This window comes from Pseudomonas sp. MDT2-39-1 (assembly GCF_054898085.1).
The window spans coordinates 4859530-4875292 of the sequence record NZ_CM142716.1 but is presented as its reverse complement, the minus strand read 5'-3'; the positions used below and the strand labels follow the sequence as shown (position 1 = coordinate 4875292).

The window sequence follows — 15763 nt, the reverse complement described above, 5'->3', positions numbered from 1 at the left end:
GAATGCATCCCGTGACGCTCCGCGTCACATCCAAAGCGGAACGCGGAGCGTCCCCGGCGGCATTCCCACGCAGAGCGTGGGAACGATCAGTGGTGGGCTCAGTAGCCGCGGTTGAAGTCCACTTCCCCGCGCAACGCTTCTCCTGCCTGATACGCCCGCAGGTTTTCGACAAACAGGTTCACCATCATCGATGGCGAGGTCGGTGCCGAGCTGTGGCCGGTCAGCAGCAAGCCCCAGGCTGTCCAGAACGGATGACGCTGCGGCAGCGGTTCCTGGCGGCAGACGTCGATCACCGCGCCCGCCAGATGCCCTTCTTTCAAGGCTTCCACCAGGTCCGCGTCGACCACGGCCACGCCCCGCCCGACGTTGATGAACAACCCGGTCGGCTTGAACTGCTTGAACAGCGCAGCATCGTACAAGTCATGGGTATTGGGGGTGTTGGGCAGCAGATTGATGACGAAATCCACTTCACCGACCAGGCGCGGCAAGTCTGCCATAGCGCCGACTTCAACAAACGGCGCCTGCTCCCGGGCTTCGCTGGCGATGCCGTACAACTCGACGCCAAATGGCACAAGGAACTTCGCCACGGTCTGGCCGATGTCACCGGTGCCGACGATCAACACTTTGCGTCCCGCCAGGCTTTGGCCCTGACGACTGTCCCACTTGCGCTCGACCTGGCTGACCAGCCGCGCCAGCACTTCGCGCTCGTGGCCGAGCATGTAGGTCAGGACGTATTCGGCCATGACCTGACCAAAAATCCCTACCGCACGCGTCAGGCGATAATCACGGCGCAAACCGTCGGCCAGCAGCGGCGTAATGCCGGCCCATGTCGATTGCAGCCATTGTGGCTGGTGGCCCTGGCGCAACAGGTTCGCCAACAGGTCCGGCTGGCCCAGCCAGATCGGGCAGTCGGCCGCCTGGCTGGCCAATTCTGCGGAGTCGCCGCTGGTCAGCACTTCCAGATCAGGCGCAGCCTGACGCAACAGTTGGGCGTACACAGGGTGGTCGTGTTCAGCAATCAGAACGCGCATGGTTCAAACCTTTCGAAAACAGTGCAGACGGCCGTCGAAGGAGTATCACTCCGTCGCCCTGGCCATCGCCAAAATCATTCCAGTGTTTCACACAGACTCTGACAGAGCCTGTCTGCCGATCACATCGGGTCGTTACGTCGCAGCAACTCTTCCGGCAAGTGTTCGATGTATTCGTCTTCGGCCGGTGGCATTTGCAGGTGGTAGCCCTGCTTCTCAAGGTTTTCCAGGACCACGGCGATGTCCTCGCGCGACAGTTTGCGCTCGGGGGTCAGCACCAGATCGAAAGCATGATGAGGTTTGCCGAAGGCGGCCATCAGACTTTCCGGAACACGCTCCAGTGCATCGCTTTTGAGCACATAGAGGTACATCTCGTTTTTCTTCAGGCTTCGGTAGATGGAGCAAATACGTTTCAAGGCTGTTCTCCGGCGGTGGCCAGGCTGTCGAGCAGCGCCTGGCCCATCAATTCGCGGCGCCAGCCACGCAGCGAATCAGGCAATTGGTAAGGACCATTGGGGTAGCCGCTCTTGAGCAGCGCTTCCAGGGTTTTCTTGCGCAGCATCAGCTCCGGCGCGATGTTCAGGCGCTCGGCTTCGGCCTGGCCGATCGCACGCAGCTGTTTGACCAGGGTGGCGGCGTCTACCGGCAATGGCTCCGGCACGGCGGGCGGCCATTGATCTGGCGACACACTGCCAGAGCGCTTGATCAGATCAAGCAGAAATTCGCCGTCCTGACGCACGGTACGCGGGTGCATGTCTTCGATTTTCGCCAGTGCTCCGAGGTTGTCGGGCTGCGTGCGCGCCAACGGCCACAGCGAATGCTCACGCACGATGCGATTGCGCGGCAGGTCACGGGCGCGGGCTTCGCGTTCACGCCAGGCGCAGAGTTCACGCAACACGGCGAGCTGGGCGCGGGAGAGCTTCCAGGCCAGTTTGGCTTCGCGATAGACCTCGTACGGATCGATCTCGCGGCGCAAGTTGGCCACCAGCTCGGCGCCGTCCTCCAGGACCCAGTTGTACTTGTCATCGGAAAGCTTCGGACGCAGTTGTACGAAAACTTCTGCCAGATGCAGCGCATCTTCAGCGGCATAGCTGATTTGCGTATCGGAAAGCGGACGTTGCAACCAGTCGGAACGGGTCTCGCCCTTGGGCAGGTCGATACCGAGCACTTCCTGCACCAACCGCGAATAACCCATCGAGAAACCGAGGTTCAGGTAGGCGGCGGCCAGTTGCGTATCGAACAGCGGCGCCGGCAGGCTGCCGGTCAGGCGCAGCAACACTTCGAGGTCTTCGCTGCACGCATGGACGACTTTGACCACGGCCGGGTTTTCCAGCAACGCGGCCAAAGGCTTCCAGTTGTCGATGGTCAGTGGGTCAATCAGGTAAGCGCGTACGCCATCGCCGATCTGCAGCAGGCCTGCAATCGGATAAAAGGTGTCGACCCGCATGAATTCGGTGTCGAGGGCAACGAATGGCAACTGCTGCCACTCGGCGCAAAACTGACCGAGGCTATCGTTGTCGCGAATCCAGTGAATATCGATGGCCACACGGCTCTCCCTTGAAGAATGGCGCGCAGTATATATCGCCCCCGGCGATTTCCGCGCATCCACTGAACAAGAGCTTTAGCGAAAAGACCTGCCAGACGGCACGAAATGTCTGACAAGCGGAGGTTAACTGGCCTTACGCAGCACGTAGACCCGCATCCGTGCACAACCGGGCAGAAAGTCCTGGTGACTGAGCAAGCGGAAACCCGCCTGCCTGAATTCGGCTTCGACCTGGGCCTTGTCTGCCAGCTGCCGGGGGTTAGTGCCCGCTGCGCCTGGTCGGCGGAGTTTGAAATGCGCATCGATCCGTACCGCCACAATCACGGTATCGCGACTCACACGGTGGAACTCTTTAAGCAGGGCCAATCGATGGTCCGGACTGGTGATGTGCTGAAACAGTTGCATGCAAAAAATGCTGTCGACCGCGCTCGCCGACAAACCGAGGGTGAAGGCCGAACTCTGGAATGTCTTGATCCGCTGGAGCACGCTCTGCGAATGGTGAGTCTGGGCGTGATTGAGCATGTCCTGCGAATGATCGGACGCAAGAATCACGCGGTTCGCGTGCTCGGCCAACACCGGCCAGAAGCGCCCGGCACCACAGGCCACATCAAGCATCAAGCCCGGCTCGCCGGCGACCTTGAGCGCGTTACGCACCAACTGCTCATCGCGCCAGAAGGTCAAGCGCCCCGCCAGGCCACGCGGTCGCGGCTGAAGGCAGACGCGGCTGTGTTCCTGATCGTAGCGCCGGGCGAACTCAAGCTCGATGGCGGATGGGGGCTGCGCGGACATGTGCAATGGCTCTTGTAGGAATAGGTACCAGCCGCAGGTTAACCACCGGTACGTGAAAAAAAGGTCGAAACGCTTACTCTTTGGCCAACACACCGTCGATCACGGCCCCGCGGCAACCGGCGAACATGTCCAGATCCTGGTTGTAGACCTTGCTGTTGACCTCCAGCAGACCGAGCATCGAATGGAACAGGTTGTCCTGGCTCAGGGGCTTGTCGCGGCTCAGTTGCAGACAATGGGTGTCCACCGAGAACGACTTTTGGTAGCTGTCGGAGAACCACGCCAACATCGCCACATGCTTCTGCTGATCCGGAGCCAGCATGTAAGGCGTGCCGTGGAGGAACAGGTTGTATTCGCCCAGGGATTCGCCGTGATCCGACAGGTACAGCATGGCGGTATCGACTTTGTCCTGATTGCTGCGCAACAGATCGATCAGGGTCGACAGCACGTGGTCGGTATACACCAGCGTGTTGTCGTAGCCATTGACGATACTTTCGCGGCTGCAATTATTCAGTGCGTTACTTTCACAGACGGGCGTGAAGCGCTCGTACTCTTTCGGATAGCGCTTGTAGTATTCCGGGCCATGGCTGCCCATCTGGTGCAGGACCAGCACGGTGTCTTTATCCAGCGTGTCGATGAAGTGCTGCAAACCTTGCAAGAGAATTTCGTCGCGACATTCACTGTTGGCGCACAGTACCGGGTCCTTCAAGTTGCTGACGTCATCAAGGGTGACCCGGTCGCACGTGCCTTTACAGCCTGATTGATTGTCACGCCAGATCACCTCAAGATCGGCGCGTTTGAGCACGTCCAGCAGGCCCTCTGCATTCTTCGCCTTGCCGGCGTTGTAATTCTTGCGGCCCATGTTCGAGAACATGCACGGCACCGACACGGCCGTTTCCGTGCCGCAGGAATGCACATCGGTGAACGCAATCAGGCCGGCTTCCTTGTCCAGTTTGGGCGTGGTGTCGCGGTCGTAACCGAGGATGCCGAAGTTCTCGGCCCGGGCACTTTCGCCGACGACCAACACCGTCAGGGATTTACGGCCGTGGGTTTGCCAGGCGGGATTTCGCTGGGCATCTTCACCGACCTTGACGAAGGGCTGCCGGGCGGAGACGACTTGCTCACGCAGGTAACCGAACGCCGCACCGATGTAGTTACTCGGCACCACCATCAGGCGCAGTTCATGGTGATTGCGAAACAACGAGGACAAACCCTGATAATTAACCAGCGCGATGCCACCGATTACTGCAACCGAAGCGACACTCACCAGGGCCTTACTTAGTAGTTCACGGTGCCAGCGGCGATAATTAACCGGAACCTTCCACAACAGCCAGGAGGGAAAAACACCCAGCAAAAGGATATAAACAAACAACTTCAAGGACAGTAAATCACGCACTTCCGTCGCGTTGGTTTGCGCAAAGTTGCGCAACATGCCGATGTCCATCAGAACACCGTATTGACTCATAAAGTACGCCACGCCAGCGCTGATCATAAAGATCAGGATCAAGACCGGCTTCATCACGCGCCGGAACGCCAGAAGAGTCAGCACATTGTTGAAGGCCGCCAGAATCATCACGCCGAACGCGACGCGCATGACGATGCCTTTACCGTCCGCAGCGGTGATATCAAACAGGTGTTGCCAGAGCACAAAGTTAAAGCCCGTTAAAAGAAAGGCGCTGGCAATCAGTGTCACCCATTCCGGGCGCACAGGTTTGAACTTCAACATAATGATTGGCTGTTCCTGAAAAGAGGTGCCCTCAGTAAATGTGAAAATTTCATTTACCGTGACCGCACCAACTTTAGGCAGCCAACCATCAATTTTTTGTGAAAAAGACGCCAACGATTAGTTGGCTCCAGGTATTAGATCGACACTTTTAACTTATTTGAGAATGGTTCAGCTTTTGTTCAGGCCTGATGCAAATACCAACGCCAATCCTGCTCGCCGACCTCGCCCATGAACTGCCGATACTCGGCGCGTTTCACCGCCAGGTACACGCCGAGGAATTCACCGCCGAACGCCTCCCGCCCCCAGTTCGAACCTTCCAGCGCCCGCAACGTGGTCAGCCAATCGGTTGGCAACAACTCCGTGGCCTGGGCGTAACCATTGCCTTCCACGGGTGCGCCCGGGTCGAGTTGTTCGCGAATGCCGCGATGGATGCCGGCCAGAATTGCCGCGGCCGCCAGATACGGGTTGGCGTCGGCGCCGCAGATGCGGTGCTCGATGTGCCGGGAGAATGCCGGCCCGCCGGGAACCCGCAAACTCACGGTGCGGTTGTCGACGCCCCAGGTCGCTGCCAGCGGCGCGTAACTGTTGGTCTGGAATCGACGGTAAGAGTTGGCGTTCGGGCAGAACAGCAGCAACGAATCGAGCAAGGTACTGAGCATGCCGCCGACCGCGTGTTTGAGCAGCGGCGTGCCGTCCGGGGACTCGCTGGCGAACAGGTTGTTGCCGTTCTTGTCCGCCAGGCTGACGTGCATGTGCATACCGGTGCCCGCCAGGTCATCGAACGGTTTGGCCATAAAGCAGGCGGCCATCCCGTGTTTGTGCGCGACGCCTTTGACCAGCCGTTTGTAGCGCACCGCTTCATCCATCGCCTGCAGGGCGTCGGTGCGGTGTTCGAGGGTGATTTCCACTTGCCCCGGTGCGTATTCGGATATCGCCGTGCGCGCCGGAATGCCCTGCAATTTGCAGGCACTGTAGAGATCCGCCAGAAACGGCTCGATCTGCTCCAGCTCACGCAATCCGTAAACTTGCGTCGAACGCGGTCGCCCGCCATCGACGTCCCGCGCCGGTTGCGGCCGACCGTTGCTGTCGCGCTGCTGATCGAGCAAATAGAACTCCAGCTCCGCCGCCATCACCGGGTAATAACCGTCGGCCTGCAAGCCTTCGATCACCTTCGCCAGCAGGTGCCGAGGGTCGGCAATCGTCGCGGGCATGCCTTCCTTCGGATGCATGCTGACCTGCACCGCCGCCGTCGGAATCAACCGCCATGGCATTCGCGTCAAACTGCCGCTGATCGGGTACGCCCGGCAATCGATGTCGCCGACATCCCAGACCAGGCCCGAGTTTTCCACGTCGTCACCGTTGATGGTCAGACCGAGAATGGTGCTCGGCAACGGCCGCCCGCTTTCATACACCGCCAGCAGTTCATCGCGATGCAGCAACTTGCCCCGAGGCACGCCGTTGTTGTCGAGGATGAACAACTCGAACATCTCGATATCCGGGTTCTGTTCCAGAAAGGTCAGGGCTTCTTGCTTGGTGGCGAAAGAGGTTGTGGCACTGCTCATGGAAGTTCTCTTGTTCCGCGTCAGGCAAACGCGCAGGCGCTGCCGGTCTGATCCCGGCGCACAGCGCGGGACCTGTCAGATAAATCAACGGGAAAGGCAGGAATCCGGCGGGCGCGCGTGGCGACAGTGCCATAGCGCCCAGAAGGCTAATTCGGAGGGAAGTGCGACGGGGCAACCGTCCATAGAAATGACCGCAGGAAACAGATGAGCAGCAGCGTCACACGGGCGGTCAGGTCGTTAAATCGGGATTTGACGAACTTTGGGTGTGGGCTGACTAAACAATCATCCGTGACTCACTCACCATCCCTGTGGGAGCGGGCTTGCTCGCGAAGGCGGTGTGTCAGGCAGCAGATGTGTCGACTGACACACCGCTTTCGCGAGCAAGCCCGCTCCCACAGGGGGACTGTGTTGTGGCGCAGGTATTTAATTTTTAAATACCTCTGCGGACTATCTGATTTGCGGCCTTCAGACCTCGCGCGCCTAATCGGCTCCTGATTATTCAAGGTCCGATTGATGGAAAACGTTCGCGCCACTTCCCGCCCTGCCCTCTGGCTGATGGTCAGCATCATTCTTGTCGGCCTGAACCTGCGGCCGTCGATGGCGGCCGTCGGGCCGTTGCTGTCGGGCATTCGCGGGGACATCCCGTTGAGTTTCAGCCTGGCCTCGCTGCTGACCATGCTGCCCGTCATGGCCATGGGCCTGGCGATATTCTTTGGCCTGAGCGTCAGCCAACGCCTCGGCGAACAGCGCACGGTGGTGATATCGCTGCTGATCATTGGCTTGGCCACGGTGTCGCGGTTGTTCGTGGACTCCGCAGTCGAACTGATCCTCAGCGCCATGCTGGCCGGCATGGGGATTGCGCTGATCCAGGCCTTGATGCCGGCCCTGATCAAATCCCGCTTCAGCGACAACGTTGCCGTGTGCATGGGGCTCTACGTGACGTCGATCATGGGCGGTGCGGCGATAGCGGCATCGTTTGCACCCCTGGTGATGACCCGCACCGGCAGTTGGCGGGTGGGGCTGGCAATCTGGGCGGTGCTGGCCCTGGTGGCATTGCTGTTCTGGACGGCCGGACGCCAGAAGGCACCGACACTGAAGGCGCAGGCACCACGAAAGACATCCTTCTTCGCCAATTCCCGCGCCTGGTTACTCGCAATCTTCTTCGGTTTGGGCACCGCGTCCTACACCTGTGTGCTGGCCTGGTTGGCGCCCTACTACGTGGAAAAGGGTTGGAGCGAACAGAATGCCGGTTTGCTGCTGGGCTTTTTGACGGCCATGGAAGTGTTGTCCGGGCTGATAACCCCCGCCATCGCCAACCGCAGCCGTGACCCGCGCCTGGTGCTGGTGGTGTTGCTGGCGCTGATCATGGCCGGTTTCTGCGGGCTGATCCTCAGCCCGCAACACTTCAGCCTGCTCTGGCCATGCCTGCTGGGATTGGGCATTGGCGGCCTGTTCCCGATGAGCCTGATTGTGTCGCTGGATCACCTCGACAACCCGCAACGCGCCGGTGGGCTGACGGCCTTCGTACAAGGCATCGGCTACCTGATCGCCGGCCTGTCGCCGCTGATGGCCGGGATGGTCCGCGATCAGTTGGGCAGTTTCGAATGGGCCTGGTGGTGCCTGACCGGTGTCATGGCGCTGATGATTCTGATGGCCCTGCGCTTCAATCCGCGGCATTACGCCCGACACATTCACTGACCCGCAACCGCCCCCCTGAGATCCTCCGGATTCACCGCCGCTCACATCGGCCTGTTGGCGCTGCTGATGTCGAGCCGCCGTGCGGTGCCTGCCGTCGTTCAGGGGTAAAGGCCTTCGGCCATGATTTGTGGGATTAAATTCACACGTCGTGTTCGTAACATTTTCTGTCCCACAACCGACCATGAAACGTCCTACAGGGCATTCTCCTGGCACCATCGTTCCGTTAGGATCATTCGTACACGTTTGCGCACAGTCAGCGCAAGGAGCACAGCGAGACGGAACGGATGCTGAACAGTAACTTGCTTAGAAAGCTCGATATGCAGGACCTCATGGTGTTTGTCGCCGTGTATGAGCAAAGCAGCGTCACCGGTGTGTCGGAGGCGCTCTGCGTCAGCCAGTCCACCGTGAGTTACTGCCTGAAAAAACTGCGCACCAGTTTTGAAGACGAGTTATTCATCAATACCCGCACGGGTATGCGCCCCACGTACAAAGCCAGCACCATGTACCCGCATGTGCTGAAGATCCTCGAAAGCATCAACCTCTGCCACGCCGGCGCTCACGCGTTCGATCCGACCTTGCAACCGGTCACGTTCAATGTCTGCGCGCCGGAATACTTCGAGCAGTTGATCCTGCCGCGCCTGTTGAAAAGCTTCGATTTCGCCGACCTGCCGGTGATGGTCAACATGCACAAGTTCGAAACCGATATCCCGACCGAAGACCTGCGCGATGGCAGCCTCGATCTGGTGATTTGCTTCGGCCCGCATTTTCATCGCAGCCACACCGACTTCAAATCCCGGCTGCTGCTGGAAGATGACCTGGTCTGCGTCTTCGACAAACGCGCCACACCATTGGAGCCACGTTTAAGCCTGAAAGCGTTTGTCGAACGCCGGCATGTGTTTCCGACGCCGTGGACGTCCACCACCAACATGGTCGATGGCTGGCTGGCGCGACAGGCGCACAAACGGCAGATTGTCGCGCGCTCCAACAGCTACAGCGCAGCGCTGAAAATGATCACCGGCACCGATTTCATCCTGACATTGCCCCGTCGCATCCAGCAATTGCTGGCCAACGAGGCGATCTTCAATCACTGCGAAGCACCCAACGGCCTGCCGGGTTTCACCCTGGACATGCTGTGGAGTCAAAGCGTCGATCAGGACAGCGCCAACACCTGGCTGCGCGAGCAAGTGATCATGGCCTGCGCCGAGCAGGAAATGGCCTGAAACTCAGTGGCCGATGGCCGTCTTGGTGTAGGACTCTCGATCGATGTCGAGGATCTCCACGCACAACTGGACTTCAACCCCCGTCGGCCATTCACACAGCTCCTGCACCACGGTCAGCAGGCTTTCGGACAACTGCTGTTTGATCTGCGGCGGGCGACCGCTCAGCAGCGCCAGCTTCACATGCACAAACGCCCGCTCCCCCATCGCCGTGCCGACCTTGAAGGTCTCGACCTTCACCGCGCGGCTCTTGATGTCGAACTCCGCAGCAAACTGACCGGAAGCCACCAATGCATTGTTGAGCCGAATCAACGCCACGTCGGCGTTCAGCTCGGGCAGGTTGGCGGTGTATTCCATGTGCAGGTGGGGCATGGTTTGGCTCCTGATGGTGAGCGGAAAAGTCCTACATATAACACAGCGCCGTCTGACTCATTTGGACAGCGGCGATTCAGCGCGCTCACTCATGAACGCCTCCAACCGTGAGCGCAACCAGCGTTCGGCCGGATCGGTATCGACATGACTGAGCCAGACCATGGACAAGTCCAGCGTCGGCGTCTTGAACGGAAAGGGTTCCTTAAACAGTTGCCCTGAGGCCGCCATCGCCTCGGCGGTGTAATCCGGCAGGCTGGCGATGAGGTCGGTGCCGGCGAGCAGGGCCGGCAACGAACTGTATTGCGGCACCGACAGCACGACCTGACGCGTGCGGCCGATCTCCGCCAGCCATTCATCGGCATAGCCGCTGACGTTGGCGGTGTGCGACACCAACACGTGCGGGCGGGCGCAATATTCATCGAGGGTCAGCGGGGTGTCCGAGGCATCGGCGCGCAAAATGCTCGGCTGGATGTGCCGCAACAACTTGCGCTTGGCGTTGGCCGGCAAGCCGCGAGTCTGGCTGATGCCGACCGTGATATCGCCGGAGGCCAGCAAGTCGGGAATGCGCCAGTAATCGACATGCTGAACCACAAACACCACCTTCGGCGCTTCCTGGCGCAAAGCGCGCAGCAGCGGCGGCAGCAGGCCGAACTCGACATCGTCCGACAGCCCGATGCGAAAGGTCATGGTGCTGCTGGCCGGGTCGAAATCGTGGGTCAGGCTCAAGGCCACCGACAACGAATCCAGCGCCGGCGACAGGTGCAGAATGATCTCCTCGGCCCTCGCCGTCGGTTCCATGCGATGGCCGACCCGAATGAACAGCGGATCGTTGAACATCGTCCGCAAGCGGTTAAGCGCGGAACTGATGGTCGGCTGGCCGAGAAACAGCTTCTCTGCCACCCGCGTGACATTGCGCTCAAGCATCAACGTTTCGAACACCACCATCAGGTTGATGTCAGCCTTGCGCAGTTCGTTGCGATTCATTCCTTGCCCCCGCTCTTCAACACTTCAGGCAGTGTAGAAAGGCGCGACGGGGGCGTCTACGTGCGTCGGCTCTCAATTGACCGTCAGGGTCTTCAATCCGAATGCGAGTTGTCGGGCGTCCTCGCCTATCCCGAACTGTTTCGGGCTGACGGCGTCGGCGAACTGCATGTGCAAACTCAATACACCCTGACTCGACACCCGTTCTTGCATTTCGGTGGTGAGGCGCACATCGATAATGTTGCCATCGGCCTGCTGAAGTTGGGTCTTCAAAGCCGCAACGCCGTTGATGCTGATGACAACACTTTGGCCAGCATGCCCGGGAGGGAGAAACGCCGTGGCCTCCAGACGCAAGGAATGCACGGGCACCGGTACCCGGAACATGACTTCGGCGTCGGGACCTTCGGACCAGGTGCCCCAGAGCTCGGAATCGGACCAGCCCCTGGCCAGAAACGCTCTCCCCTTGCTGCCGTAACTGAATAGCGTTTTTTGTCCGGTTTCAAGGGCGGGTATCAGCGCGAGCGGGTTAACTGGCGTGTTCATCTGCAAGCAAGCACCGCATTGTTTCCATCCCGGTGCAAGCACCGTAAATCCGTCTATTCGGGTAAACAGATCCTTTTGGGTATCAACGTTCATCACGGCCTGAAGCAGCGCACGCTCATCCAGCAGGTACAACGTGTCGGCATCATACTTTCCAGACGCCATTACCCCCGCAGTCTCCCGGTCGGCGCGTTTCCAATTGGCAGCATCCATTCGCCCAAGGTAAACCGCATTCGTTGCCATGCCATGGGCGCCGGCAAAATCAGCCAACGCCATCCAGTGAGGGGAGAGATTCTGTGGAACGATCCAGCGAATGCTCTTGTAATGGGCCGCCGCGCTTTCCCAGAACGGATCGACCATGGGCGACGCCCACTTCGAAGCAGGTTCAACCATCAATTGCTTGCGAACGGCCACCCAGCCGGCGTGAGTGTCCAGCACCTGAATCAGTAGCGCGAGTGACAGCAAGCTCACGGCAGTGCGTGGTGTATTGGCGCGAATCACCAGGAAAATGATGGCGAAGATAATCGCGTAGTACACCGGCCAGAACATTCGCCCCGAGGCGCGGAAGATGTTGGCGATGGAAATCACCACCGGCGGCAGCGGATAGGTGAACTCCAGCAAGCCCATAGCCACATGGTTTGAAATCGCGAAAACAGTCAGCCCCACCATCGCCAACAGTAAAAAGGGTCGGCGCCGCAATTGTTGCCCGAAGCCGGTATCGCCTTGCAGTAAACCGACCATGGCACAGATGCCCAGCGCGATCAGCCCAAGCCCCAGAAAGGCAAATCCTTCGCCGTCACCGAACCCTTGAACACCGGGCAGATCCTTCAGTAAATAGGACCAGTTCCCCGGATCGATCAGTGACAGCAGGTTCATGGCGTACATGCCAAAACCATCGGATACCGCGCTGTCGCCGCCCACCGAAAAATAGCCCGCCTGCCAACAGCAGAAGCTGACCAACGAAAACAGCGCGATGAATTCGGTTAACGCCGACCGTAGCGTCAGTTTTTTCCTGGACCAACCGGCAGCGAGATTGGCAATCCAGATCACTGCAACCATTGCCAGAAAGTACGCGTGGACCAACGCGGCCGCCGCCAGCAACGCGCCCCATTTCAGATGTCGACGCTGCAGTTGCGGATGCAGCCCCAGGTACAACGAGGCCAGCACCAGAAAATGCCCGCCCAGGGACAAATGAAAGGGCATGCGCATGAGCATCGGCGGAACAAAAAGGAACAACGCCGTACTCACGGCCCGTACACCCACGTGCGAAGTCACCAGCCCGACCAGTTTCCAGGCGAACCACGCCTGCAGGACGAAGCAGGTCAGGAACCAGAGGCCGAAGTACTGAAAAGGCATAGGCAACAGCGAGGCGAACGGTTTGAACAGGAAGGCCAGCAGCGGATTGGAATCAGAAAAAATGATGCCGTTGCCCAGCTCCAGCCCGTAGGACGGATTGAGCCCGATGGGAAAGCTCCAGGGTGACTGTCGGAAAAACACCCAGCCCAGATAATGCGTCGCCGGGTCACCGTTGCCCAGCCACGCAATGTTGAGCGGGTTCAGCGCCCTAGGCCCGACGACGAGGAAAAAGGCCACAACACCGATCAACAGGGGCACCAGGTTGAGCGGCAGGCGTTTAGCGAAATCCTTCATCGATACGTCCAGAAGTTATGCAATACAAAGGTGAAGGCCGGAATGGTCAGCGCCACCGCGCCGATCCCCAGCAAATAATGCAGCCCGGCCATTTGCGCGGCCCAGGCCACCAGCATCGCCAGCAGAAAACCGGCAACTGAAACCATCATGAAGCGCAGCAACGTTTGCCCGTGCAGCCGGGCGGAAAAGCTCCAGGTGGTATTGATCAGGTAAGACACCACGGTCGCCACGGCGAACGCCGCGCCGTTGGCCAAGGGCGGCAGAGGCAACACGTAGTTGATGAACAACACGGCCACCAGCGCGTGCAGGGCCGTGACGAACAACCCGGTCACGGCAAAACGCAGGCCACGCTGGATCAAGGCGGATTTTTCGGCTGACGTCACGGCTTCTGCGCCAGGACAAACACCGTCAGCCCGGCCAGGCGATTCGCGCCCATGAATGGCAGTTCGACGCTGCACAGCGTCTTCAACATCGTATTCACCAGCGGATGGTGCTGCTTGAGCTGCGAACGCGGTGGCGAGGGTTGCGCACCGCTGGGCAGCAAGCGCAGGGTGGCGGCAATCGGGAACACCAGACCGAAATAGTAAGCCCCCTGCTTCACGTTCAATCCGGCATCCCGAGCCACTGTCTCAAGCTGCGGCAAGGTATAGCGGCGCTTGTGTTCGAGGAAGTCATCGTGCCCACTCCAGAGAAACTGGAACGCCGGCACCGTCATCAGGAAACGGCTGCCGGAAGGGACTTTATCGACGTAGGCCTTGAGCAATTCGACGTCGTCATCGACATGTTCCAACACGTCCATCAGCAGCACCAGATCGGCGTCCACCGAGTCGATGCCGCGACGGTAATGCACCGGTTTACCGACAGTTGTGGCGTCCGAATCGGCGTCGTAGCTGATGTCGACACACCACGCTTCACGGGCCGCTGAGTGCGTCAGTAAATGGTGGGAAAAGAACCCGGAGCCGGCGCCCACGTCGAGAATCTTTTTGATCGGCGTGTTGCCCAGCATGCGCGTCGTGGCCGCCGCTTTGGAGGCGTAATACCAATGCTGGTCGATGCTTGAACCGAGGATGTCGGTTTCCTTGAGATCCATGGTTCAGTCCTTGGGGTCATAGACGCGCCGCACCAGATACACCGGGCGGCGTTTTGACTCGATGTAGGTCCGGCCCAGGTATTCACCCAGCACGCCGATGCCGATCAATTGCAGGCCGCCGAGAAAAGTGACGGCGACCATCAGCGAGGCATAACCCGGCAGATCGACACCGGAGATCAAGGTGCGCAAGATGATAAAAATGGCGAACGAAAAAGAGATCAGCGAAACGAACAGCCCCAGATACGTCCAGATGCGCAGCGGTTCCGTGCTGAAACTGGTGATGCCTTCCAGCGCGAAGTTCCACAAGCGCCAGCCGTTGAATTTGCTCGCCCCGGCGACCCGCTCGAGACGCTCGTAGTTCACGTAGGTGGTGCGAAATCCGACCCAGGCAAACAGGCCTTTCATGAAGCGCCGGGACTCGGGCAAGGTTTGCAAGGCATCCACCACGCAGCGGTCCATCAGCCGAAAATCGCCAACGTTTTCCGGAAGGTGCTGCTCAGCGATTTTGTTGTGCAGGCGATAGAACCAGTTGGCCGAGGTTTGCTTGGCCCAGGAGTCGGTCTTGCGACTCACACGATGGCCCAGCACCACTTCATAGCCTTCACGCCAGCGGGCGATCATTTCGAGGATGACTTCAGGCGGGTCCTGCAAATCGACATCGATCGGCACCACCACCTGGCCGGTGGCGGTCTGCAAGCCTGCGGTCAGGGCCGCTTCCTTGCCGAAATTGCGACTCAGATCGACAACGCGAAGGCGCGAATCGGTCTGTTGACGTTCCAGCAGCAGGTCGAGCGTGGTGTCGGTGCTGCCGTCGTTGACGAACACCATTTCAAGACTGACCAGCGTTTCTTCCTTGAAGACGTCAGTGATCCGCGCGATGAACAAATCAATGGTCGCCGCTTCGTTGAATACCGGTATCACGAGCGAAAGCTGCAAATGCCCGGCCAGTTGCGTTCCGTGCTGATGAGTCAATTGATTGCTCTTTTTTATAGTGGTTTTTCTACAATCCGAGGTCGCCGACCGCTGATCGACGCCATGAGCCGTGTCGTATTAAGCAGGACCGAGGGAGGTGATGCAAGGGCGAAACTGCGGGGGGTTTGGCCATTCGCGCCGGCCCGGTTGCGCTGGCTGAAATATTTTCAAATGCCTGGAAACAAATGCCTGATGGTCAAAAAAGCCAGCTCCGCTAGGCTTGCCCCCGATGCGTCACACAGGTTGTCGCAATTACCCATCGCATGGAGCGAGCAGAATGTATTTCGAGATTTACAGGCAATCCAAAGGCACGCCGAGCACCGGAAAAGGACAATGGCGCTGGCGCTTGAGGGCGGGGAACCACGAGACGATCGCCAGTGGCGAGTCGTATGTGAACAAGGCGGATTGCCTGCACGCCATCGGGTTGATCAAAGGGGTCGAGGGTGAGACGCCGGTGAAGGAGATCTAAACCTGAGGCCAATGCCGAAACTGTTCAGCGACTGTGAACAGCTTCGGCATTTTAGGTTGAGCTCACTGACCCCATCGCGAGCAGGCTCGCTCCTACAGGGGTTTGTGAACGACACAGATCCAATGTAGG

At 59.3% G+C, this 15763-nt stretch carries 15 protein-coding genes; 3 read left to right on the top strand and 12 right to left on the bottom strand.

Annotation, left to right across the window (positions count from 1 at the left end):
• Positions 1–98: 98 nt before the first annotated feature.
• From ACYZTM_RS22820 to ACYZTM_RS22795, 6 genes are all read right to left on the bottom strand, one after another.
• On the bottom strand, positions 99–1031 hold the full coding sequence (locus ACYZTM_RS22820; RefSeq protein WP_131060410.1) for a D-2-hydroxyacid dehydrogenase: 933 nt from the start codon (positions 1029–1031) through the stop codon (positions 99–101).
• Positions 1032–1150: 119 nt separating this feature from the next.
• Complete coding sequence (locus ACYZTM_RS22815) at positions 1151–1444, bottom strand: YcgL domain-containing protein (protein WP_131060409.1); 294 nt, start codon at positions 1442–1444, stop codon at positions 1151–1153.
• Positions 1441–2574 (bottom strand): ribonuclease D, encoded by a 1134-nt coding sequence (gene rnd / locus ACYZTM_RS22810; RefSeq protein ID WP_131060408.1) that lies wholly within the window; start codon positions 2572–2574, stop codon positions 1441–1443. Before rnd ends, ACYZTM_RS22815 begins: the two co-directional genes overlap by 4 nt.
• Before the next feature lie 123 nt (positions 2575–2697).
• Positions 2698–3360 carry a class I SAM-dependent methyltransferase gene (locus tag ACYZTM_RS22805; protein ID WP_461984780.1) on the bottom strand — a complete coding sequence of 221 codons (663 nt, stop codon included), beginning with the start codon at positions 3358–3360 and terminating at the stop codon, positions 2698–2700.
• A 73-nt stretch (positions 3361–3433) separates the two neighbouring features.
• Positions 3434–5083, bottom strand: coding sequence for a phosphoethanolamine transferase (locus tag ACYZTM_RS22800; protein ID WP_461984778.1), 1650 nt, complete (start codon positions 5081–5083; stop codon positions 3434–3436).
• A 179-nt stretch (positions 5084–5262) separates the two neighbouring features.
• Positions 5263–6645, bottom strand: coding sequence for a glutamine synthetase family protein (locus tag ACYZTM_RS22795; RefSeq protein ID WP_461984776.1), 1383 nt, complete (start codon positions 6643–6645; stop codon positions 5263–5265).
• A 513-nt stretch (positions 6646–7158) separates the two neighbouring features.
• Here ACYZTM_RS22795 and ACYZTM_RS22790 point away from each other — a divergent pair.
• On the top strand, positions 7159–8343 hold the full coding sequence (locus ACYZTM_RS22790; RefSeq protein WP_461984774.1) for a cyanate transporter: 1185 nt from the start codon (positions 7159–7161) through the stop codon (positions 8341–8343).
• A gap of 284 nt (positions 8344–8627) precedes the next feature.
• Positions 8628–9563: a LysR family transcriptional regulator gene (locus ACYZTM_RS22785; protein WP_461984772.1), complete on the top strand. Its 936-nt coding sequence runs from the start codon at positions 8628–8630 to the stop codon at positions 9561–9563.
• Between the two features lie 3 nt (positions 9564–9566).
• Here the strand turns inward: ACYZTM_RS22785 and ACYZTM_RS22780 are convergent, their stop codons facing one another.
• From ACYZTM_RS22780 to ACYZTM_RS22755, 6 genes are all read right to left on the bottom strand, one after another.
• Positions 9567–9932 (bottom strand): 5-carboxymethyl-2-hydroxymuconate Delta-isomerase, encoded by a 366-nt coding sequence (locus ACYZTM_RS22780; protein ID WP_131060402.1) that lies wholly within the window; start codon positions 9930–9932, stop codon positions 9567–9569.
• Positions 9933–9989: 57 nt separating this feature from the next.
• Positions 9990–10916: a LysR family transcriptional regulator gene (locus tag ACYZTM_RS22775; protein ID WP_461984769.1), complete on the bottom strand. Its 927-nt coding sequence runs from the start codon at positions 10914–10916 to the stop codon at positions 9990–9992.
• 72 nt (positions 10917–10988) lie between these two features.
• The gene (locus ACYZTM_RS22770) at positions 10989–13103 is read right to left on the bottom strand and encodes a DUF6311 domain-containing protein (RefSeq protein WP_461984767.1); all 2115 of its coding nucleotides are present in this window, start codon (positions 13101–13103) and stop codon (positions 10989–10991) included.
• Positions 13100–13486 carry a GtrA family protein gene (locus ACYZTM_RS22765; protein ID WP_131060398.1) on the bottom strand — a complete coding sequence of 129 codons (387 nt, stop codon included), beginning with the start codon at positions 13484–13486 and terminating at the stop codon, positions 13100–13102. Before ACYZTM_RS22765 ends, ACYZTM_RS22770 begins: the two co-directional genes overlap by 4 nt.
• Positions 13483–14193 (bottom strand): class I SAM-dependent methyltransferase, encoded by a 711-nt coding sequence (locus tag ACYZTM_RS22760; RefSeq protein ID WP_131060397.1) that lies wholly within the window; start codon positions 14191–14193, stop codon positions 13483–13485. The genes ACYZTM_RS22765 and ACYZTM_RS22760 overlap by 4 nt, the downstream gene beginning before the upstream one ends.
• 3 nt (positions 14194–14196) lie before the next feature.
• The gene (locus ACYZTM_RS22755) at positions 14197–15165 is read right to left on the bottom strand and encodes a glycosyltransferase family 2 protein (RefSeq protein WP_131060396.1); all 969 of its coding nucleotides are present in this window, start codon (positions 15163–15165) and stop codon (positions 14197–14199) included.
• Positions 15166–15442: 277 nt separating this feature from the next.
• Here ACYZTM_RS22755 and ACYZTM_RS22750 point away from each other — a divergent pair, with 277 nt between their 5' ends.
• Positions 15443–15634 (top strand): YegP family protein, encoded by a 192-nt coding sequence (locus ACYZTM_RS22750; protein WP_010462174.1) that lies wholly within the window; start codon positions 15443–15445, stop codon positions 15632–15634.
• Positions 15635–15763 lie beyond the last annotated feature (129 nt).